Annotated in this window: 15 protein-coding genes; 9 read left to right on the top strand and 6 right to left on the bottom strand. The window is 34.2% G+C overall.

The genetic code is table 11. The features are described from left to right. Positions 1-73 precede the first annotated feature (73 nt). The 5 genes from AC3ITQ_RS17905 to AC3ITQ_RS17885 all read right to left on the bottom strand — a co-directional run bounded on the left by AC3ITQ_RS17905 (position 74) and on the right by AC3ITQ_RS17885 (position 7,489). Complete coding sequence (locus tag AC3ITQ_RS17905) at positions 74-754, bottom strand: SRPBCC family protein (RefSeq protein ID WP_489235496.1); 681 nt, start codon at positions 752-754, stop codon at positions 74-76. A 192-nt stretch (positions 755-946) separates the two neighbouring features. After that, the gene (locus tag AC3ITQ_RS17900; RefSeq protein WP_489235495.1) at positions 947-2,569 is read right to left on the bottom strand and encodes an FAD-dependent oxidoreductase; all 1,623 of its coding nucleotides are present in this window, start codon (positions 2,567-2,569) and stop codon (positions 947-949) included. Between the two features lie 215 nt (positions 2,570-2,784). Continuing rightward, positions 2,785-3,603, bottom strand: coding sequence for a tyrosine-protein phosphatase (locus tag AC3ITQ_RS17895; RefSeq protein ID WP_489235494.1), 819 nt, complete (start codon positions 3,601-3,603; stop codon positions 2,785-2,787). A 100-nt stretch (positions 3,604-3,703) separates the two neighbouring features. Further along, a complete protein-coding gene (locus AC3ITQ_RS17890; RefSeq protein WP_489235493.1) occupies positions 3,704-6,559 on the bottom strand; it encodes a TonB-dependent receptor in 2,856 nt (951 codons plus the stop codon). Between the two features lie 219 nt (positions 6,560-6,778). Next, the gene (locus tag AC3ITQ_RS17885; RefSeq protein ID WP_489235492.1) at positions 6,779-7,489 is read right to left on the bottom strand and encodes a helix-turn-helix domain-containing protein; all 711 of its coding nucleotides are present in this window, start codon (positions 7,487-7,489) and stop codon (positions 6,779-6,781) included. Positions 7,490-8,318: 829 nt separating this feature from the next. Between AC3ITQ_RS17885 and AC3ITQ_RS17880 the strand changes: the two genes are divergently transcribed. The 5 genes from AC3ITQ_RS17880 to AC3ITQ_RS17860 all read left to right on the top strand — a co-directional run bounded on the left by AC3ITQ_RS17880 (position 8,319) and on the right by AC3ITQ_RS17860 (position 16,630). Continuing rightward, positions 8,319-11,195: a TonB-dependent receptor gene (locus AC3ITQ_RS17880; protein ID WP_489235491.1), complete on the top strand. Its 2,877-nt coding sequence runs from the start codon at positions 8,319-8,321 to the stop codon at positions 11,193-11,195. A 144-nt stretch (positions 11,196-11,339) separates the two neighbouring features. Further along, complete coding sequence (locus tag AC3ITQ_RS17875) at positions 11,340-12,620, top strand: DUF5690 family protein (protein WP_489235490.1); 1,281 nt, start codon at positions 11,340-11,342, stop codon at positions 12,618-12,620. 250 nt (positions 12,621-12,870) lie between these two features. Then, positions 12,871-14,028: a TIGR03364 family FAD-dependent oxidoreductase gene (locus AC3ITQ_RS17870; protein ID WP_489235489.1), complete on the top strand. Its 1,158-nt coding sequence runs from the start codon at positions 12,871-12,873 to the stop codon at positions 14,026-14,028. Between the two features lie 162 nt (positions 14,029-14,190). Further along, positions 14,191-14,871, top strand: coding sequence for a phosphonatase-like hydrolase (locus tag AC3ITQ_RS17865; protein WP_489235488.1), 681 nt, complete (start codon positions 14,191-14,193; stop codon positions 14,869-14,871). 70 nt (positions 14,872-14,941) lie between these two features. After that, positions 14,942-16,630, top strand: a complete 1,689-nt coding sequence (locus tag AC3ITQ_RS17860; protein ID WP_489235487.1) for a DUF4983 domain-containing protein — start codon at positions 14,942-14,944, stop codon at positions 16,628-16,630. Positions 16,631-16,805: 175 nt separating this feature from the next. On the opposite strand, the gene AC3ITQ_RS17855 is transcribed toward AC3ITQ_RS17860, so the two are convergent. Continuing rightward, a complete protein-coding gene (locus AC3ITQ_RS17855; RefSeq protein ID WP_194656693.1) occupies positions 16,806-17,390 on the bottom strand; it encodes a helix-turn-helix domain-containing protein in 585 nt (194 codons plus the stop codon). 326 nt (positions 17,391-17,716) lie between these two features. Between AC3ITQ_RS17855 and AC3ITQ_RS17850 the strand changes: the two genes are divergently transcribed. The 4 genes from AC3ITQ_RS17850 to AC3ITQ_RS17835 all read left to right on the top strand — a co-directional run bounded on the left by AC3ITQ_RS17850 (position 17,717) and on the right by AC3ITQ_RS17835 (position 22,680). Beyond that, entirely contained in the window at positions 17,717-18,298 is a 582-nt protein-coding gene (locus AC3ITQ_RS17850) for an RNA polymerase sigma factor (RefSeq protein WP_489235486.1), read from the top strand. Positions 18,299-18,426: 128 nt separating this feature from the next. After that, complete coding sequence (locus tag AC3ITQ_RS17845) at positions 18,427-19,275, top strand: FecR family protein (RefSeq protein ID WP_489235485.1); 849 nt, start codon at positions 18,427-18,429, stop codon at positions 19,273-19,275. 169 nt (positions 19,276-19,444) lie between these two features. Beyond that, a complete protein-coding gene (locus AC3ITQ_RS17840; protein ID WP_489235484.1) occupies positions 19,445-19,810 on the top strand; it encodes a hypothetical protein in 366 nt (121 codons plus the stop codon). A gap of 41 nt (positions 19,811-19,851) precedes the next feature. After that, the gene (locus AC3ITQ_RS17835) at positions 19,852-22,680 is read left to right on the top strand and encodes a TonB-dependent receptor domain-containing protein (protein WP_489235483.1); all 2,829 of its coding nucleotides are present in this window, start codon (positions 19,852-19,854) and stop codon (positions 22,678-22,680) included. Positions 22,681-22,925 lie beyond the last annotated feature (245 nt).

Below are 22,925 nucleotides of genomic sequence, written 5' to 3'. Positions count from 1 at the left end.
ATAACAAAAGGGAAAAAACCTGTAAAGAATTTCTCTTTACAGGTTTTTATTTTTTTTACTTATTTGAAATTAGTTAAACAGATTCTAAGTACGTTTTGAAATTCATAATATCGTCTTTCACCAGTTTTTCGAAATACGGATTAAGTAGTTTTGCAGCGCTTTCGCCCGCAACTCCCAGTGGAGCATGATACGAAATAGTAACAATGATTTCTGTGCCTTTTCCGTTAGGTCTAAAAACAACTTTTCCGGCATTTTTTATAGAGGATTCCGGAAGAGAATTCCAACTGATTAATCTTTCTTTTTCATCTTTTACGATTTCGGCTTTCCAGGTTAATTTACCAATTCCGGCTGGGCCTTTTGCGGTCCATTTTGAGGTGGTATAATTCAAAGGTTTTACAGATTCAAGATGGTTCATGAATTTTGGCAGATTTTCGAAATCACGCCAAAAATTATAAACCTCACTTACTGGTTTATTAATTACACTACTAACTCTAATGTTTACATTGGAAGCTTTGTCATTTTTAATATGATCTACGGCATCATAAACAGGACAATAGCCTGAAAGTCCTCGTAACAGCATAGCACTTCCGGAACCGATTTGCGCGATGCTTTTATCTTCTTTTGATAATCCTTTATACAAAAGATAGCCGCCGCTGGTAACCATTAAAAGTCTTTCAATTGCTGAAACATTTGTTTTAAGTTTTGAAGCTTCTGAATTAGAAACTTTTTTATGAGATGTTGTGGCTGTTTCCATAATTCTATATTTTTTATTGATTTGCAATTTTTAGAAGATTAAAATTAAGTGCTTTATACTGTTTTCCTTTTACACGATTAATTATGATTATTACAGAATTAAGCTTGATAGAAGGAATTCTTTGGCTTTAAAATTTAGTAGAATTTGCTCTTTTATGATTTTTATACGGAACTTTATGTAGCAGATTTTCAATCAGAAAGGCTTCTCTTTTTGTGTGGAGTTATGTGTTTTTTGTTTGATATGAATTTTATGTAAATCGATTTGAGCCGGGCCATTGATAACAGATCCGTCTGTCGAGAATCGGGAACCATGACAAGGACAGTCAAAAGATTTTTCATCAGCATTCCAATTTACAATACAGCCCAAATGAGGACAAACAGCAGAAAATGCTTTTAAAGAGTTATCATAATCACGGTAAACGGCAATTCTCTTTAATCCGTATGAAATTACGCCACCTTCACCAGCTGGTAAATCTGCCGTATTTTTTAAGTCAGATGAAGTAATCCAATCAACATACTGCGACGCCATATTGCCCATTTCTTTTGCAAAGTCAACCGCAATTTTAAGGGTAATACGGGATGGGTTGTATAAATCCTGATATTTATTTTTAACTCCCATTATACTATCGCAAATAATCATAGCGCCAATTGTGGTGTGCGTCATTCCGTTTCCGGAATCACCTGTAATAATATAAATATTGTCATCACCAGGATTCTTTCCCATAAATCCCAAAGAATCTACCGGTTCCATAACCTGACCTGACCATCTGTAAGTCAAATCGTCTTCCAGCATCGGAAAATAATTTCGCGTCCATGCTTCGAGTCTGTCATAACGTTCGGCTGCTGATATTCCATCTTCATCTAACTGACCCGTTTTATGATCTTCGCCACCGGAAATTAATAAATCGTATTTGTCATCATAGTTTTCCAGACGCACATAATGATAAGGTTGTGAAACCCATTTAGATTGCTGATCGCCTGTATCCCACCAAAGTGCGTAGGGAAGCTGCCCTTTCGGAATTTTACCGGCAATAACATAAGTGCGATACGCATGTTGTTTGGTATGCATAGTCAAAACATCATTTACAGGACTGTTTGTGGCTACTACAATATGTTGTGCAGAAAAATTATATCCGTTCACTTTTGCGCCCTTTTTGGTAATATCTTCTGCATGGGCTTCTGTATATATAATACCACCTAAAGAAATAATAGCTTCAGTAAGTCCTTTTAAATAATGTAAAATATGAAACTGTGCCTGATTTGCAAACGCAAGGCATCTTTGATTTTCGGCGTTGGCCAATCCTGGAGTGGCTTTTAAAATAGAAGTTTTTAATCCTGTTTTTTGTGTGACATGAAACTCCTTGTCTAAATTTTCTTTTTTGTCAGAAGGATGAAGAAACAAATAACCATTTACTCTTTTAAAGGAACAGTCGATATTTAATTCGGTAACGATTTTTTCAATTTCATCTATAGCGTCAGTATGACTTTCAGCTGCAAGTTTGGCTGCATTTTCTCCAAATATTTTCTCAAGAAAATAATATCGGTCATCCAAAGCGCTTGTTAAATGCGCTGTAGTACGTCCGGTTTCGCCACTTCCTATAAAACCATCTTCAACCAGAACTATTCTTTTTCCGGCTTTGAGTAATTTATAAGCAGTCGTTAAACCCGCAATTCCGCCACCAATAATAAGTACTTCTGTTTCTATATCCTGATTCGGTTTACCAGAGGAAATTATCTGTGTAGAATCAATCCAAAACGAGACATTATCGCCTGAAGTAATACTGGAGCTTTTTAAAGTATTGTTTGATTCGTTCATGGTCGTAAAGTTTAAAAGTTATAATCAGTTGGAATTGTGGTTTTTGCGATAGTTTACTTGTATTAAGTACTTATCAAAGCTACTATGCAAAACACTTGAATACTTACAATTTTAAGCGCAAATTTTATATGATTGCCATTGTATTGTACTTATATTCAGACAATAAAAAAAGCCGCTTAAATTGCTTTAAGCGGCTTAATTAAAAAAAAACGAAACTATTTAACCAAATATTTTTTCTGAATTTGTTTTTTGACTTTTTTATCAATGCCATATTCTACTAATAACATTTTATCAATACTGCCATATTTCTTGATAGCCGCATTCCACGCTGATTCTAAGTAAGCTTTTTTTACGCCCATTAGTTTCGCCATTCTTTCTTCCGGAATTCCGTAGGCTTTGTATTTGCTTAAATCTGTTTTTGCAATTGCTTCATTAGATCTTAAATAGTCTTTCATAATTTCTTCATCAGAAACATCTAAAATATGCAACAATAAAGACGATGCAAATCCTGTTCTGTCTTTACCAGCTGTACAGTGAAACAAAACAATAGTCTCTTTTTTCTTCACTTCATCAAAGAAAGGTTTAAAATCTTTTGCACTTTCTGCAAATCCTGCATTGGCAGCAACCATTAATGAATCTGCCTGAGCTTCGTTGAAAGTTGGTGACATCATAATTTTCATAAATTGTCCCATTTCTTTGCCATTAATAGAACCGATATTAGCTCTTTTAGTTTCAATTTTTTCTCCTGCTGGAATAAAGTCAGGATCTTTTTTTATTTCATCGTCGTTTCTAAAATCTACAATCGTAGTGATGTTTAAAGCGTCGAATTTTTTAATATCATTCTCTGTCAATTTAGAAAAATTACCTGATCTGAAAATAATATCTTCTTTGATTTTTTTGCCGTCTTTATTATGGATTCCGGATAGTGATCTGAAGTTCGGGCTGTTCTCGATTTCCATATTTTTTTGAGCCTGAGTTTGAAAAGCAATCATTAAAAAGACTGCTGTTGTGCGTAAAAGAGTTTGAGTTTTCATATTTAATTATTTTGAAATTAGAGATTAGAATTTTAATGCAAACTGAAACTATCAGCTTGCATTAAGTAGTATTTATAAAGTTTTTGAAAAGAAATGAATCTTATAAAATTTGGTATTTAAGACCTAACTGACCGTTGATAGAGGACCATTCGCTGTTGGTGATTCGGCCTTCATTATTCCCCATAAATTGTTTGAAGGGTTCGTTAGTAAGATTTCTAACTTCCATAAAAACTTTGATTTTATTGCTGATCGAATAATCTGCAGAGAAATCAACTGTGAAATTTTGCATAGCAGAGATATAATAATCCGGACCTAAATTTTGATTAATTGTTTCTACTGATTTTCCTCTGTAATTTCCGGCGATTCTAAACATGAAGCCATATTTTTCGTAGAAAAGAGAAGAATTAAACAACAATTTAGATTGATTTGGCAATGTAGTTTCGTCCGTAGCGGTTACATTTCCTTGCGCATCATATCTTGAAACTTCTAATTTTGATTTTATAATTGAAGTATTAAAATCGATTCCAAATCCGCCCCAGAAACCATTCCATTGTGTAAATCTTTTGGTGATTCCCAATTCAAAACCTAATAAACTCGCATCTTTAATGTTTTTAGGCTGCGTCACGATATAATTTACGTTATTGATTCTTTCTGCCGAAATATCCCTGAAAATATAGTCGCTAATATCTTTATAGAAAACACCAGCCGTAATCAATCCAATATCTGTTAAGAAATACTCTCCCATAAAATCTAAATTATTAGAAAAAGTAGGTTTTAAATCCGTGTTTCCTCTGGTAATTTTTGGAACTCCAGCAGTAACATCTATAATTTCACTCGGATTTAAATCGGGTAAGTTTGGTCTTGAAAAGGTTCTGGTATAAGCCGCTCTGAAATTGATGTTTTCATTGAAAGCATATTTCAAATGTACCATTGGTAAAAATGCATTATATGATGATGTTTTGGTAATTGGCGTTGCTACTTTAGTTTGCGAATCATAAGCGGTACTGCTCATTGTAACATTTGTTTCTTCGTTTCGGGCACCGGCAATGATTTTTGTTTTTTCAGATAAATCATAAACGCCCATAACATAAGCGCTGAAAACATTTTCTTCGCCTTTAAACTTTGTTGTTACATTAGAGGCCGGAGAATAATCTGCAAAACCATTTGCTTTTAAATAAGATGGCGTGAAAATATCAAACAATTGATTTTTTGTAATTGGGTTTACAATTAAATTATTGAACGGACTTCCAATTTCTGAAAAGAAATTACTAGCATTTGGATACGGTTCCGTTTGTAAACTGCTCATCGGAAGTAAGGCTGGCGAACCCGGAATTCCTAAAGCTGCACCAGGTAAATAAACGATTGGCGTTTGTTGTCCCTGATAGTCTTTGAATCTTAATTTTGAACCAGCTTTGATCACAAATCTGTCAGTCGCATCATAATTAAAATTAATTTGTCCCACTTTATCATGATCTCTTTGGTCTAATTGGGTAATTACCAATTGTTGCAAAGTTAATCTTGCAGGATCCATAACATCATTTGGATTCGTCAATTTTGGATCGATGTTGTAAATGTTTACACCATTTCCGTTAGGAGAATCAAAAGTATTATAAACCGCTCCGTCTGATGATCTTACACCAAAATCACCAACCAATTTTTGAGAAAACTGTGCAATTGGTAATCCTCGCATATCCGAAGGCATGTTTGGAGGAGTGTCTAAAAGATACGTCATTTCGTTGTTAGCAAACGACCAGTCAAATTTCAGTTTAGAACCAATTCTGTGTTCTCCTCCAATTTCTAATCCGTTTAAATCTGTTTTATAATCAGAATAACGGTAGCTAAAAGTATATCTCTTTTTAGCAAAGTCATAAAATGATTCATAAACCGGACGCACGTCTCTGAATTTGTCATACAAGAATTTCCCGAAAAACTTATTCTTATCGTTCAATTCAAAATCAATTCCACCGCTTATTGCTTTTGTAGTTCTTTGCCCAAAATATCTTTTAGCATTAACGGTATTAATGCCATATTTTTGAGATTGAACGGGTGCGTTGATATTGTAATCCACTACCATTTCATCAGTAGCGAAATTTCTGTCCCAAATAGAAGCAGCCAACACAATTCCTAATTTATCTTTAAAGAATCTTTGTCCGTAAACTAAAGACGCATTATAAGAACCTTTCTCAGCTTTTTGATTGTAACCGCCACCAAGACTCGCGTTCAGCATTGTTTTTTTGGGTGCTGTTCTGGAGATAAAATTCACAGATCCTCCAATGGCATCACCTTCCATATCAGGCGTTATCGCTTTTGATAACTGAATGTACTGAATCATTTCGGTCGGAATGGCATCTAAAAGTGTGTTTCTTGTTCCCATTACAGAAGCACTTGGCAATCTTGTTCCGTTGTACAACGTAGAGGTCCATCCGTAAGGTGTTCCTCGAACACTCACCTGATTGGCTTCTCCATGATAACGGTTTACACTTACACTTGGCATTCTTTGAACCGCTTCGGCAGCATTACGGTCTGGTAGTTTTCCAACAGCATCTGCAGAAAGCACATCCATAATAGCAAGTGATTTCTTTTTCATGCTTAGGGCTTTGATTTGAGATGGCCCTGTAAAACCTTTTACAATAATTTCTTTTAATGCTCCTTCTTCTGCAGCAAGCGTAACAGTTCCCAAATTATTAATACCCGAAACTAATTTTATTTCTTTGGTAATCGTTTGGTAGCCCATATAACTAAATGAGACTGTAAGCTTTTCGCCAGATAAATTCGAAACTTGAAAATTACCATCAAAGTCTGTTGAAGTTCCCGTTTTTCTTTCTAAAATAGAAATATTTACTCCTGGTAAAAACGTTTTTCCATCAGAAACTTTTCCGATCATTGAAGCATAATTTTGCGCTATAAGTTGATTTCCGGATAAAATCAAAGCAAATAACAATAGTAGTTTTTTCATTGTGTGTAGTTAATTTTTATTTTCTGCTGCAAAACTATCTGATGGTTATTTTCCGGAAGTCTTTTTAAATTTAGCCGTACAAAAAAGACTAAAATTATTTTTAAGTTGTTGATTATTAGTTATTTGTTAATAATATCAAATGGTTAACTAAATATGAAGGACTTGTTATTCTGAAATTCAATTGGATATGGAAATACTTTTCTTATAAAAAAACAGGCTTTACGAGAATGCATTTTCTGATGATAAAGCTTCTTCAAGTACTTTTTTGTAATCACTTGGAGTTGCTCCGGTAATTTGTTTGAAATATTTATAAAAAGTCGATTTGTTTTTAAATCCACTTTCGTATCCAATTGTAACAAAATTGGCGTCTTGTTTTTTATCAATTAATCTTTTGGCTTCTTCAACTCTTAAGGAATTGATGTATTGATAAAAATTGGTTTTCAATTCGACATTGAGCGCTTGTGTGATTTTTACTTTTGAGATATTTAAATCAGCCGAAAGTTTATCCAGATTGAATTCAGAATCAAGATGGCCTTTTTTGGTTTTGAAATAAGATTGAACAGCATTGATGATCTCGTTCATTTCATCTGATTTCAATTCGTAGTTTTTATATTTTTCTTCGTTTTTAAGTTCAATAACCATTTTTTGAATCTCAAAAAATATAGCAAAGCGAATATGAATGACATAAATGAAGATAAAAAGCATCAGACAATAATAAACGAATCGAAGGTTTATTTTCATCTCCATATTAAGAGCCAAAAGTACAAGTCCCAAAACAGTTAAGACGCCCAACGAACAATAAACACTTGCAATAACTTTTACGATGCTGATTTTTAAATTAAAGATTCGGGAAGGATCTGGTTGAGAAGAGCGGATATACTTCAAACAATAAAAACTATAACCGAGGAAAGACGGCATTAGAAGTATCATTACTATAAGGTTAGAAAGTTTAATGATTTTTGGGAATACAGGATTGGTGACCGCAATAAACACTACAACTATGTTGAAGGCAAAACCTATAAAGAAGGGAATGCAATGGTAACAGATTTTTCGGGTTGAAATGGGCTTACCAAATACGGAAAGCATATAAAAATAAAGCAACGGACCGTAGAGGAAAGAGAAACTCCCGTGCAGTTTTTCAAAAAGATTGGCATCCTGATAAAAGAAGAGTATAGAGATCTTATATATAAGGTGAAAGAATATTGTTCCGAAAAAGAGACTAAGGTAAAAATCTTCCTGCCTGAATTTTTTATTAAAAAAGATTAATAAAGCAGTAATTAAAGATTGGATCGAGGTTAAATAAAGAAGGAATAACATAATAAGTTGTATTGATAAACAAAACTACTCGATGAGAATTATCATAAGGTTACCAAAAGATTAAGCTAAGGGAACCTACAAAAATTGGCAATCATTTTAGATTTCATTTTTGAAGAAATTTATAAAATGAAACTGCAGCAAAATTTTAAAAAGTTTACAAATAGTAAAAAAAGGCACTTCCGTAAGTTTTTGAAATAGCAAATAAAGTACTTCCCTTTTCATTGTTTTGTAAAGTGTTGCGAGGCCTTAATTTTAAAGAGAAAAAGCTTTAAAAGTGTTAGTTTTCAGGAAACTGCATTTTCTATTTTTTTACAAATCCTTAACAAATTGCAGCCCTTAAATTTCCTTTTTTTTAACAATTACATAATTCTCGTTTTTTCACTATTTGTAAAATTCATTGTTAATTTGCTTCAATAAATTTAATATTTGTAAACAATTAACCATGAAAACAATTTACAAGGCAATTTTTATTTTTTCTGCTATACTCTTTGCACAAAACATGACAGCGCAAAAAGGAACCATCAGCGGAACCATTACAGATTCACAATCTCCATTGCCGGGAGCCACTATTATATTGTCAAATAATCAAAAAACAACAACTGACTTCAGTGGTTCTTTTACGATTCAGGATGTTAGAACAGGAAATTTTGAATTACAAATCGCTTATATAGGATATGAAACAAAAACCATTACGGTTGAAGTTAAGGACAATCAAAAAGTAAGTTTAGGTATTATCACACTTTCTACGAATTCAAAAGAATTAAACGAAGTTGTAGTAAGCGGAATGACGCAAAGAAATAGTGAAGCAAGAGCGCTGAACATGCAAAAGAAATCAATGAGCATTGTAAACGTAATTGCTGCCGATGGAATAGGAAAACTTCCGGATCGTAATGCTGCAGAAACGGTACAGCGTATGCCCGGAGTTTCGATTGAAAGAGATCAAGGTGAGGGACGTTTCGTTTCGGTAAGAGGTTTGCCGCCTTTCTGGTCATCAACTACAATTAATGGAAACAGAATTCCAACTGCTGAAGAAGAAACCACTTCAAGAGCAACGGCATTCGACTTTTTTCCATCAGATCTTATTGCTTATGTCGAAGCTACAAAAGCCATTACACCAGATATGGATGGAGATGCCATTGGTGGAAGCGTAAATTTTACCACGCAGACTGCTCCAACCAAAAGAACTATTAAAGCAAGTGTTTTTAGTGGTTACAATGAGAAATCAGATAAAGGAATTTACAGCGGATCGCTTACGATTGGTGATAAAAGTAAAAACGGAAAATTCGGTTACATCATAAATGGTACTTACTGGGACAGAAACTGGGCAACTGATAATTACGAAGCCAGAAGACAAGGAGATCAGGGAGTTTACAGATTAGAATTAAGAGATTATACCGGAGTTAGAAAAACGACAGGTTTAAATGGTGCAATGGAATTTAATCCGTCTTCAAGAGATAAAATCTTCCTGAAAGCAACTTATGGTGGACTTACAGATGAAGAAACACATTACAAACACAGAATTCGTTTTGATAAATTCAACAGTACTACGAATGCATTGACAGTTGAACAGCAAGATATTCACAACGAATTAATGACGCAGTTTATTGGGATTGATTTAGGTGGAAAACACCAATTGGCAAATGGAAATCTAGACTGGAGTCTGGCTTCTTACAGAAATCAGTTTAAATATGGAAATATTCCAAATGCAGAAGACAACAGTTATTTCTTAATGCAATTCAACCAAACCGGAGTTGGTGTTAAACCGGAATATATGAATACGGTTCCGGTTGCAAATGGCGGAGCAGGAGGACCAAGAGCGTATTGGGCTGCTGATGGCGGTATGCTGGATCCAAATAATCCAAAATCAATATTTGACTTTTTCTCAGATCCAAATTTCCAAACAGATCCGACAAAAATGAAATTCTCCACTTTAGAGTTGTATAAAATCAGCATTGTAGAAAGAGATAACATTATTGCAGCTGTAAACTACGAGCACAATTTTAATGAAAAACTTAAAATGAAATTCGGTACGAAATTAACAGACAAAGATCGTATCGCCACATTTAGAGATGAATATTACAATTGGACAGGATCGGCAACACCATTTTTATCAGATTACAGTCAGGATTTAATTCTTCAGCCTGGAGGAACAGACTATATGAGAAAAGAAACAGGAACGAATATCGGAAACACTTTCGGACCGGTTTTATCTACTGGTGGTATGACAAAATTTTTCAATACTTCACAAGGTAATTTAGTTTTAAATCCGACAGATTCTCAAATTCCGGAATTAGGAAAAGGATTAGGAAGAAACTTTAATGTAGACGAAACAACCTCTTCTTTTTATGCAATGGCAACGTATTTAGCTACTGATAAATGGACAGTTTTAGGAGGGGTGAGAGTTACGAATACCAATACAAAAGTAACCGGAAAAACAGTAGAAAATGATGTAGTGGTTGATGCTGAAAATACTAAAAATTACACTTCAGTATTGCCAATGTTACATGTAAAATATACTCCGGTTGATAATTTAAATCTTCGTTTTGCAACAACGAGAACTTTTGCAAGACCCAACTTTGGAGACATTTCTCCAGCGGGTTCTTTGAATACTATTGATGGTGAATACGCAGGTGGGAATCCAAATTTGAATCCAACTTATTCTTGGAACTTTGATTTATTGGGAGAATATTTCCTTGATGAAGTGGGAATTATCAATGCTGGAGTTTTCTACAAATCAATTACAGATCCAATTTTTGATGATACCTACCAGGGAACTATTAACGGAATTCCTGATATCGAAATCAGTTCGCCAACAAACGGTGGTAACGCATGGATTGGCGGAGTGGAATTCGGATTCACAAAAAGATTCAGCTTCTTGCCTGGATTCCTGAAATATTTCGGAACTCAGATCAATGCAACACTTATGAATTCTGAAATGACATTGGGTAAAAATGCTAATAATCCAAACGGAAGAAAAGTGTCAACACCTTATCAGGCAAAAGAATTATACAACTTACAATTGTTTTATGAAAGCGGAAAACTTAACGTGAGAGCAGCTTTTAACCACAAAGGAGCCTACGCAACAAGTTTTGATGCCAATGCCAAAAATACTGACATGAACGATATTTATTATGGTAAATACAACTCACTTGATTTCTCAGCTTCTTATAAAGTTGGCGACCATTTTACCATCTTCAGTGATGTAAATAACGTTCTGAATGAGCCTTTAATGTATCATTTTGGAGAAACGCCAAACCGACCAAAACAGGTGGAATACTATGGAGCGAAATTCAATTTAGGACTTAAATATAATTTATAGACAACTATAAGTTAACCCGTTGGATGTTGGAAGGTTTTATTTTTACAGTTTATTTTTTTTAATCGACTGCATTCAACGGGTTTCTAAAAAAGGATATCCAATCTCAATTTTATACCACATTATCATTTTAATCTTAAGGAACTAATGTCTAAAAAAGCATCTAATTTCAGGTTTATATTAAAAACATCCATAGCGGCATTTGGTACTTATTTTTGTATGTATGCTTTCAGGAAACCTTTTACTGTAGCCACATTCGACCATATGTCTTTCTGGGGAATTGACTATAAAATATTGCTGATTTTAGCGCAGGTTTTAGGTTATACGTTTTCTAAGTTTTTGGGAATCAAGGTTATTTCAGAATTAAAATCATCAAAAAGAATCCTTTATTTAATAAGCTTTATTGCGATTGCAGAATTGGCATTATTAGGTTTTGCAATAGTACCGGCACCTTATAATATCGCATTTTTATTCATAAACGGACTGCCTCTCGGAATGATTTGGGGAATCGTTTTCTCTTATATTGAAGGAAGAAAAACAACTGAATTATTAGGCGTTATTTTATGTTCCAGTTTTATAGTTTCTTCGGGTGCGGCAAAGTCTGTCGGTTCCTTTGTCTTGAAGGTTTTGGGATGCAATGAGTTTTGGATGCCTTTTGTTTCGGGATTGATTTTTATAATTCCGTTAATCGTATTTTCATTGTTTTTGGAGAAAATCCCAAACCCGGATAGCGAAGATTTAGCTTTACGATCAAAAAGAAGACCGTTGAGTAAAAAAGAACGCGCTTCGTTATTTCAGCAATTTGCTTTTCCGTTAACGGCCATCATTATCTTCTATGCGATGCTAACGGCCATGAGGGAATTCAGGGATAATTTTGCAAGGGAATTATGGGATACTTTAGGATATAAAGAAAGTATTTCTATCTATATGTATTCAGAAATTCCAATTGCCATTTCAGTTCTGGTAATTTTAGGTTTCTTAGGAAGTATGAAAAACAACTACCAGGCTTTTAAAAGGTATCATCTGGTTTTGTTTATTGGTTCATTGCTTATCGGCTTAACTACCTTTTTATTTCAAAAGCATTTAATGGGACCACTTCCGTGGATGATCATTTCAGGTTTTGGAATGTACGTTTGTTATGTTCCGTTTAACGGTTTGTTTTTCGACCGAATGATTGCCACTTATAAAATAGACGGAAACACTGGTTTTTTAATTTACATCGCCGATGCTTTTGGTTATTTAGGAAGCGTTTTGGTCTTGTTTTTCAAAAATTTTGGTGACAAGAATATTTCACTCTTAAGCTTTTTTACCACTTGTATTTATCTGTTATCCTTTGTCGGGATAATTACAACCATAATGTCGTTTAATTACTTTAAACGTAAATTCAAAAAAACAATAAAAATTAACACCACTCCTTTATACACCTGAACAAAGAAAAAAACAGAATAAAAGTAACCCATTCGTATAATGCATAAATTAATTTAAACACATAGAAACATAGATTTTATGTATTTGAAAAAAGTAAATAAAAAAGAAACTCGTTTCTCACACATAGCTATGTGTTTTAATGCGAGTGAAACGCCTTTTTTGAGTTCAAAATGCTATGTTTCTATGTGTTAAAAATAATTATAACAATGGTTTAAAATTAGAATAAAATAAATTACACAAACACAAACACATGAAAGAGAAATATGATTTAATAATTGTAGGGTCGGGAGTTTTAGGCACATTTCATGCCTACCACGCTTTACACAAAGGAATGTCGGTTGCTATTCTGGAAAAAAACAGCAAACCGGAAGGCGCCACAGTTCGAAATTTTGGTCAGGTTGTTCCATCAGGAATGGACAGAAAATGGCAAAACTTCGGAAAAGAAAGTTTAAAAATTTACAAAGATATTCAGTCGCAATTTAATATCAGCATTCGCCAAAACGGAACGGTTTATTTAGCTTCAAACGAAGAAGAAATGCAATTGATAGAAGAGTTGCATCAAATCAATATTTCAAATGATTACGAATCTAATTTGCTGACAAAAGAACAATGTCTGGCCAAATACGCCGGATTACGATCTGATTATTGTACGGGAGGTTTATTCTTTCCACAGGAAGTAACAGTTGAACCTTCGACAATGATTCATAAATTACATGATTATATGACAGCCAATTTAGGTCTTGATTTATTTATGAATACCACTGTTTTGAATGTTGAAAACAGAAATGATGGAGTAGTGGCAACCACTTCGGCAGGACAAGAATACAAAGCTTCAAAAATCATTATTTGTAACGGAAGTGATTTCAAAATACTATACCCGGAAATTTACAACAACAGCGATTTGGTTGTTTCTAAACTTCAGATGTTGCAAACTAAACCTCAAAATAACTATAAATTAGATGGTTCTATTTTGACGGGATTAACGATCAGAAGATATGAATCTTTTGAAGAATGTAAATCGTATGCTGCAATAAAGGCAAAAGAAAATCCGGATAGTTTTGAGAAGAAATATGGTGTTCATATTTTATTCAAGCAAGCGCTGGACGGATCTGTAATTTTGGGAGATTCACACGAATATGCGCCGGCAAAAGATATTGATTCCCTTGGATTTGACCTGAATATGGACATTGACAATTTCATGATTGAAGAAGCCAAAAAAATAATCGATTTGCCAACGTATGAAATCCAAAACAGATGGTTCGGAATGTATTCACAATGTAAAACCAAAGATATTTTTGAGCATACCATCGGTGATAATATCCACATCATAACCGGAATAGGCGGAAAAGGTATGACCGGAAGCGCCGGCTTTGCCAAACATAATATTGCCAAAATTTTTAATGTTTAATTTTTTTTTGCCACTCCCGATAGCCATCGGGATAAAGGATTAAAAAGATTTAAAAAAAATCTGCCTTAATCTGCTTTAATCTGTAAAAATCTGCGTGAAAAATTAAGCACAATTACATTCAAGAAACATGTAAATACATGTTCAAAAAATAAAACACACAAAATGAAAATTAATGAAATTGAAATGGTCGTTTTTGATATGGCCGGAACAACAATAAACGAACAAAATATAGTTTACAAATCATTGCACAAAGCCATCAACAAATTCGGAATTGAGGTTTCGTTGGAATTGGTATTGTCATTAGGTGCAGGAAAAGAAAAACATCAGGCCATAAAAGATATTTTAAAGCATATCAATAATACAGATTCAAATACATCAGAAGCAATCTTTGAATATTTCAAGGAAATACTGGATCAGGAATATTTGTCTGCAAAAGTGTTACCAATTGAAGGTGTCGAAAATGTACTTCAAAACCTTAAAAAAGATGGTGTAAAAGTGGTTTTAAACACAGGCTACAGCAGCCATGTAGCCAATACATTATTAGAAAAATTAAACTGGAAAAAAGATAATCAGTTTGATGCTTTAATTACAGCTGATGATGTCGTACTTGGCAGACCTTTTCCGGATATGATCCATAAAGCCATGCAGCTGTTTGCTATTACAGATGCTTCAAAAGTATTAAAAGCTGGAGATTCTGCTATTGATATTGAAGAAGGAAAAAATGCCAAATGCGGTATTACAATCGGCGTTTTATCAGGAGCGCAAACACGATCACAACTCGAAGAAGCAAATCCGGATTACATTTTAGATTCTCTGGCCTCTTTATATAGTATTATAAATTAAAAAGAAATCCCTGCAGGAAATAGTTTTAAAACAGTAATTCAATAGTAACCCATTAAAACAATTCAACCCAATGAAAAAGATTTTTAGATTAAGTTACGTTACAATGCTGGCAAGTGTACTTTTAGTTACATCTTGCACCAACGATGCAACACTTACGAGCGACGAGAGCGCTGTAAATGCGGATAAAACGAATTCCAAAACTGCTAAGACAGCTCTTGTAGCCGGAGGCGTTAAAAAACTGCTTATTATAGGTATCGATGGTTGTCGCGGAGATGCTTTAATGGGCGCCAACACACCAAATGTTCATGCTTTATTACCGAATTCAGTTTACAGTTTGGATGCTTTAACAGAAGCACCAACCTGGAGTGGAAACGGCTGGTCAACAATGCTTAGTGGTGTGACACATTTAAAACATGGTGTTACGGATAACTCTTTCTCAAGTCCGAATTTTGGAACGTATCCAAGTTTTTTAAAACGCCTTGAGACTTACAATGCTTCTTTAAGAACCATGTCAATTGTACATTGGGCTCCAATCAATACTTATATTGTTGACGGAATTGATTTGGAGAAAACCCTTACTACAGATTTAGCGGTAAAAAATGAAGTGGTAGCTGCTCTAACAAACGACAACCCAGATGCTTTGTTTTTACATTTTGATGATGTAGATCACGCCGGTCACAGCTACGGATTTTCATTGAATGTACCACAATACAAATCTAGTATTGAAACTACAGATGGTTATATCGGAGAAATTCTGACTGCTTTAAAAAACAGACCTAATTATGCCAATGAAGACTGGCTGGTTGTTGTTGCACCAGATCATGGTGGAATAGTTACGGGTTCTACAGGATCTCACGGAGGAACATCTTATGAGGAAAGAAATATTTTTACTATTTTCAACAATAAGAATTTCACTTCAACAAAAATTGAAAAACCAGTTGATCCTACAACATCAATTACAGGTAGTTTTGCCAATTTTAATGCAAACAACAAATATGCGTCAACAACGAATGCGCTATACAATTTCGGGACTTCAAGTTTTACGGTAGAATGCAGAGTGAAAACTTCAGGGTATTCTAGTGATCCGTCTTTAGTTTCTAATAAAAACTGGGCAAGTGGTAAAAACCGCGGATTTGTAATTTGTGCCAATACGGGTGGAGTATGGAAAGTAAACATTGGCGACACTCAAAGTCGTGTTGATATTTCGGGAGGAACAATCAATGATGGAAAATGGCATCACTTAACTTTGGTAGTAGATCGTACAGCAAAATTGGTTAAAACCTATCAGGATGGTGTTTTCGTTGGTCAGGCTGCTATTCCTACTAATTTTGGAAGTTTGACTTCAGGATTACCGTTTGCCGTTGGACAAGACGGAACATTAACGTATGGTGCCAATGTAAACGGAAATCTAGCGGAAGTTCGTGTATGGAATAAAGCTTTAGCTGAAGCTTCTATTTTAAATTATACATGTTCCTCTGTGACTTCTTCTCATCCGGACTACGCAAGTCTTATTGGTTATTGGAAAGGAAATAATGGTTCAGGAAATAGTTTTACGGATTCTAGTACAAAACAAGTAGCGCTTACTTTTGCTAATACGCCAACATGGACAACAAGTACAGCTACCTTAAAATGCGGAACAGCGACTGGAGTTGTTCCAAAAATGGTAGATATCGCCTATTCTTCTCTACAATGGTTTGGAGTACCGATCAACTCAGGATGGTCGTTAGACGGACGCTCATGGCTTCCGGCAGGAAATTAATTCAGTTTGTGTTTTTTATTGTTAAAAGGTTGTCTCTGTTTCTGGAGATGACCTTTTTTTTATTTAACCGCAAAGGGCGCTAAGGTCTACGCAAAGGGCGCAAAGTTTAATAGTATAGCTTTGCGAACCTGGCGCAAAACCCTTGCGCCCTTTGCGGTTAAGTATGAAGTAAATATTAACTATTACTTTCAGAGTAGAAGTAAAGCACTAACATAACACAATTTTCGGTAGTTCTGTTTTCAGGAACGTGCGGATGTCTCCCATTAAAACATAAAGAATCACCTTCACTCACAAGTACTTCAACATCATCAATAATATACGTCACACTTCCTTTGATGATGTATTTAAATTCCCAGGCATCTGTAATTACTTTTTCACGTTTACAATCGGGTTCAACGTCAAGTATTACAGCTTCAAAACCAATAGAATTAATACTTTTACTGAAGATATGATAGTAATTAAAACCTTTTGTTTCGGCCCTGTCTTCTTTCTCTATTTTTTGATAATCTTCTTTTTTAATATGCAGGTACTTTGCATTTTTGGTATTTTCAACACCTTCAAAAAAGTAACTGACATCAGTATTTAAGGATTGTATCAACTCAATTAAAACGGGCAGGGATGGAATAGTTCTTCCGTTTTCGATTCTCGAAATTAGTCCATTGCTAACGCCGGCTCTGTTGGCAACTTCATGAATGGTTAGCGAATTTTTCTTTCTAATTTCTTTTAATCTTTTTCCAATACCAATTAAAAAATCTTCCATAATAAAACTTCCAGTTTGAATTGTAAATATAGTATAATTAGCACTAAAACTTTTTAAGAAATGAGCGGAGGAGAAATATAGTATCTGAAAACTATAATTGATACCTGGTAATTGTGCTCTAAACGAATATATATTTTAAAAGCTGTGATTTACTGAAAATAAAGCAATCAATTTTAGTATTTAAACAGTTTTAGGGCTAAATAAATAGAGAAACGGGAAACATAAACACAATATTAATAAATTATTAAATGAATGAATAGCAAAATTATCAATAACCGTTTATCTTACTTTTGTAAGGGTCTTCTTTAACAATTTAAAATTGCATTATGAGTTCTAATTTGGTATTAAGGTTACGAGAGGGAGATGATTCTTGTTTTAAAGAAATCTACGATTTATATCATTTTAAAGTATTTTGTTTTGTAAAAAAATATACTGCTCAGCTGGCAGATTCAGAAGATGTAACGCAAAATGTCTTTATTCATGTTTGGAAATATCGAACTAAACTAGATCCGAATGTTGAGTTGGAAGCTATCTTGTTTAAAAGCTCAAAGCAAGAAATTTCAAAATGGTATAAAAAGCAAAACAGAATTTTCTCGGTAGAAAATGAGCAATTGATTAAAGAACTTGATTCTCCCTCAGAATCAGACGAAAATATAAATTTAAAGCTCGAAAAAATACAATCTCTTCTTGATAAAGTTCCTGAAAAAAGAAGAAAGATATTTCACCTCCATAAGTTTGAAGATCTTAGTTACAAAGAGATTGCGGCAGAAATGGATATGTCTCCAAGTGCAGTTGCAAATCAAATTTCAAAAACATTACAATACCTCAAAAAAAATTCAGTAAAAAACCATGAACTCTATTGGTTTGCACTATTTTTTATTAGCCAGTCGGATGCATTTATAAGTTAAAAATTTTGTCTCTTATTAAGAAATAGTTAAGCCTGATACCTACCCGTGATATTTGAAGTCTTAGAAATCTAATATACTTAAATGGCGATAAACAACTGTGTTTTCTCCAACTATTAAATTTAATTTAAATGAAGTCAAATAGATTTAGAGACGAATGGGATGAAATACCCAGTCACGGATTTCTTCCATCGGAAGTTAGATTGCGTATGTGGAGCAACATTCGAAAAAGCACTACTGATAAGTACAAAAGCTATTATAAGTGGGCTGCCGCTGCTTGTGCTGTAATTGCATTATCAATAACGGGCCATCAGCTTTTTTCGTCTCCGGATATAGCTGCAAATAAAATCGCTTCTGTTCGAACCTTTAATAGAGATGTTCGCCTTTTATGTCTGCCTGACGGCACAAGGGTTTGGCTAAATGAAGATACGGAAATAGAATATCCATTGCATTTTTCGAAAAACGAAAGAACGATAACTTTAAAAGGAGAAGCTTTTTTTGAGGTAAAACGTGATACTACAAGACCTTTTATTATTACTTCGGGACCTATTAAAACGACCGTTCTTGGAACTTCATTTAATATTAAAGCTTACGGTAATAAACAATCCGAAGTTAACGTAAGAACCGGTAAGGTAAAAGTTGAAGGCACACAGAATACGGTTTTTTTAGTAAGAGGTGATAAAGCAGTTTACAGTCCTGAAACGTTAACGGTAAATAAAGACAAAACAAAGATCCTTGAACCGGACTGGAAAAAGGTGCTTATTTATGTTGATGGTTTAACACTGGAAGAAGTGATCGCAAAGCTAAAAAAAGAGCATTCATTCTCTGTAAATTATTTAGATGACGATCTGAAAAACCTGAAAATACAGGGAACTTTGGATACCAGACAAGGCTTTTATGAGATGCTGCAAACTATTGCTTTTGCATTGGAAATAAAAATAAGACCCACTGGAAATAATACTTATCTGATTAGTCGGTAAGGAATTCCTCTATTTCAAAAATACATTTTGATATAATGATTGTAACAGGTTTCAAATTTTTGCAAAAAAGTTTGACAGCTTTGCTATGCACTTATTGGAATTCAAAAAATGAAATTGACTAAAAATAACACCTTAAAATAAATTCTAATTATTCTAATATTTATCAATTATGAACAATGATTCTTCCAGGCAATTTATAACTGCCTTCTGGATTTTGCTTTTCGGATTATTTCTGAGAACAAGCACACTTTATGCACAAAATGGCACCGTATCGGTTGATTTTAAAAATTCTTCGCCACAAAAAATAATTGATAATTTAAAGTCACAAACTCCTTATCAATTTGTTTATCAAAAAGATTTGGATTTGAGTACTCCATTGGTAACCTTAAAAAAAGATAATGTTTCCATTGACGAGATTTTAGCTGATTTACAAAATCTAACAAACTTAAATTTCAAAAGAACCGAAAATAATATTGCGGTGAAGAGAAATGATGCTGTCAAAAAAAAAAGAATGGGAAAATTATCGGAAAGGTAGTTGACAGCAACGGACTTTCGTTACCAGGTGTAAATATAAAAGTGACTGAACTGAGTGTAGGCGCACAGTCTGACATTGATGGTAATTATGTTTTAGAACTGGAACCAGGCGAATATACGCTTGAGATTAGTGCTATTTCTTTTCAAACACAAAAAATCACGGGTGTTAAAGTGTTGGAAGGCGGCGAAACTCCGCTTGTAGTTTCTTTAAAAGAAGATGCGCAATCACTGAATGAAGTTATCATTATTCAGGATTACAAAAAAGCCACAGCTTCGGTTGAAGGTTTGTTGTTACAGCAAAAAAAAGCAGCCCAGTTTTCTGATGGTATTTCGGCAGAGCAAATTGCCAGAACACCGGACAGAGATGTGGCAAGTTCATTAAAGCGTATAACGGGAGTAACAACAATTGGCGATAAATATGTTGTGGTACGTTCTATGGCCGAGAGATGGAATCAGGCGGTTATGGACGGAATCGCATTGCCAAGTACAGATGCTTATCAGCAGAATTTCTCTTTTGATATTATTCCAACTTCTATAGTCGAAAGCATTGTGGTGAGCAAATCTGCAACGCCGGATATGTACGCCAATTTTGCCGGAGGATATGTTGAAGTTAAGACGATGGATATTCCTAAGGAAAATTTTACCAATTTTTCTATCAGTAATTCCTATAATAGCAAAAGTGCTTTTAAGGAGCGATTAACAAGACAGGAAGGCGATTATGACTATTTAGGTTTTGATGACGGACGACGTGATTATCCATCTAACCGTCCCACAATAGATGCTCCCAAAACGGAGGCAGAATCAGGTCCATTCCTGGAGTATAGCAAGTTATTTACTGAGGATAATTTCTCTACTTATAAAACGTATGGCGCTCCCGGAACAACCTTGCAATTTGGTATAGGAAGAACTTATAAATTGAAAGACAATAATAAATGGGGATTTGTTGGTTCTTTAATTTTTAAGAATACGCAGGAAAAACTTGAAATTGAGCATACGGAAAGAAATAATAAAAGTAATACGGAATTTTCTGAAGAGAATGATAAAAGTGCATATTCAACTTTTACAAAGTATGGATTTAAAAATTCAGGAGCCAATTACAATTATAATTCAACTTTGGGCGGTATGTTTAATGCCGGTATTCAATTGGGTAATCATAAAATTACAATGCGTAATACGGTTATGCATATTTATAACAATCAATTGACCCAAATTACAGGCTGGGAAAATGACGATAGCACAGCAGAGATTTTAGATGGCAGCAGACTTGCAAATATTAAAGAGTCTAATTATCCTGTTTACACGACTTTTATCCAGAATAAAATTGAAGGGAACCACAAATTCGATAACCTTGAAGTTAATTGGTATGGAGCCTATGGAAATGTAGCAAAAGATACTAAAGACGCAACATTTGTAGATATTGGAAGGGCAAAAGTAGGTGATGATATAATAACGGCTTATAGTGTTTATAACGCTGAAACCAGATTTCCGTTTAGCCGAAGCAATTTTACTAATGATGAGGCTGATTATAACTGGGCCATTAATTTCAAATACGCTTTTAATTTTGGTGATTCTTTTACAAATGATCTTAAAGGAGGTTATTTTGGGACTTATAAAAAAGCAACAAATCAACAGGAATCTGCTAAGTTAATAACGGTTGGTCAGACAACTGAGCGTGCTGTTATTTATGAACCGCTTTCTGAATTCTTAGACGGATCAAATTATTATTGGGGAGGTTTTGGATGGCAGGATTATGGCGCATACGGTAATAAGTATGAAGGTGATGTAAAAATACATTCGCCATTTTTAATGCTCGATGATAAAATTGGCCGATACGTAAGGTTAGTTTGGGGAGTAAGAGCCGAAAGTTATATTTATACAGAAATACAAAGTCAGACTGAAACTCCTGATGGTTTAGCAAAAGACCAGGGGAATGATAAAGTTTGGCAATTTCTGCCATCGGCAAGTTTAATTATTAGTCCAACTAATAAAATGAATATTAGATTAGGGTATAATAAATCTGTTTTGCGTCCACAATTTGCAGAGCGTTTGGGGATTCCTTATTACGACCCAATTCGTTCAGCTAAAGTATACAATTATTCAGATGGATTGGTTTCAAGTGTAGCTAATAATTATGATTTTAAAGTAGAATGGTTTCCATCCGGTGGTGAGATTTTGTCTTTTGGTATTTATCATAAAGATATTGATGACCCAATCGAATCTGTTGGTTTCCGCAATCCTTCAGACGGAAGAGATATCTACAATTTGAACTCAAACAATGCCAAACTTTGGGGAGTTGAATTTGAGTTTTACAAAAGTCTTTCTTTCTTAGGAGAAGGCGAAATTTTGAAAGATCTGTTTGTTTATGGCAACGCTTCTTTCAATGGTACAAAAGTAACCTCTTACGTTAATATTGATGGAACCGGTGGGCTTTATGAAGCCAACAGGCCTTTGTACGGGCAGTCGCCATATACTTACAATTTAGGTTTAGATTATGTAGGTGACCGTTTTGGCTTTAGTCTTAGACATAATGCACTGGGAGATCAATATATACTGGTAGGATTTGAATACGCGGCCGAAGAAATTCGCAGACCATATGCGATAACAGATGCGCAGGTAAGTTACAGATTTTTTAAAGAGAAAAATCTGGAATTAAAATGCAGCATGAAAAACATCTTTGATACAGGTATAGAAACTTATAATAACACTAATAGTTATAGTCAAACTACGGATGTTCCATATGGATCAAATCCAAGAGAACGATTTAATCTGGGAGCAGGAGCAACAGATAAGTACGATGAAGATATTGATCAGGTGGTATTTAAAGCCTGGAGCGGAAGAACTATAAGTGTATCTCTTAATTATAGGTTTTAATAGAGAATCCAGATAATTTAATTTGTTCTCCTGATGGATATTAAGAAACCGTTAACAAAAAAAACAGACATGATTTTTTGCTTTTTCAAAAGCTAATATCTAATAGTAATACACAAGACATTTTGTGTTTAGAGAGATAAATTTAAAATGCTTGTGTTTGTAAGGATTCTACTTTAAGTAAATCTCAAACAGTTCTTTGATAAATTTTAAACAGATAAAGTAGTAAAGGTTGCAGATATTCGGAA

The sequence above is a fragment of the Flavobacterium sp. KH_001 genome (genome assembly GCF_057840745.1).
The sequence above is the reverse complement of the archived record's forward strand: the minus strand, read 5'-3'. Positions and strand labels throughout refer to the sequence as shown.